This is a genomic window from Streptomyces chisholmiae, from assembly GCF_031845445.1.
Taxonomy (GTDB): Bacteria; Actinomycetota; Actinomycetes; order Streptomycetales; family Streptomycetaceae; genus Streptomyces; species Streptomyces chisholmiae.
The window spans coordinates 1-465 of the sequence record NZ_JAVREO010000149.1; the positions used below are offsets into that span (position 1 = coordinate 1).

At 67.3% G+C, this 465-nt stretch carries 1 protein-coding gene; it reads right to left on the reverse strand.

What is annotated here, in order from left to right; genetic code table 11:
• Window positions 1–465 (reverse strand): PPE family protein (locus RM844_RS32520; protein WP_311671040.1); only part of this gene is annotated, 465 nt, incomplete at both ends.

Here is a 465-nt window from a genome sequence, read left to right on the forward strand (position 1 = left end):
CCCGGAGCTGGTCGTACATGCCGTAGAAGTGGTCGGACTGCCCCTTGATCCAATTCCCGATCGGATCGTTGGCCTCGATCCATTCGACGAACTCCTCGTACGAGCTGATCAAGTCGCTCAGGCTCAGGGACGAGCCCGATTCGCCGGCCCTGGCCACCGCGGCCGACTGCGTCATGGCCGCCGACCCGGCGCCTGCTTCCCCGACACCCGGGGCCAGCAGTATGGGCGCCGCGGTGGACGGTGGTGCGGCTGTCATCGCCACCTCGGAAGCCCCCTGATAGACGGTCATCGTGGTCGCGGCCTGAATCCACATGCGAACGTAGTCGGCCTCGTTGACCGCGATGGGGATGGTGTTGATCCCGAAGAAGTTGGTGGCCACCAGCACACCGAGGGTCGCCCGGTTGGCCGCCAGCTCGGCCAGCGATGGCATGGCCGCCAGTGCGGCGGTGTAGGACGCCGCCGCAC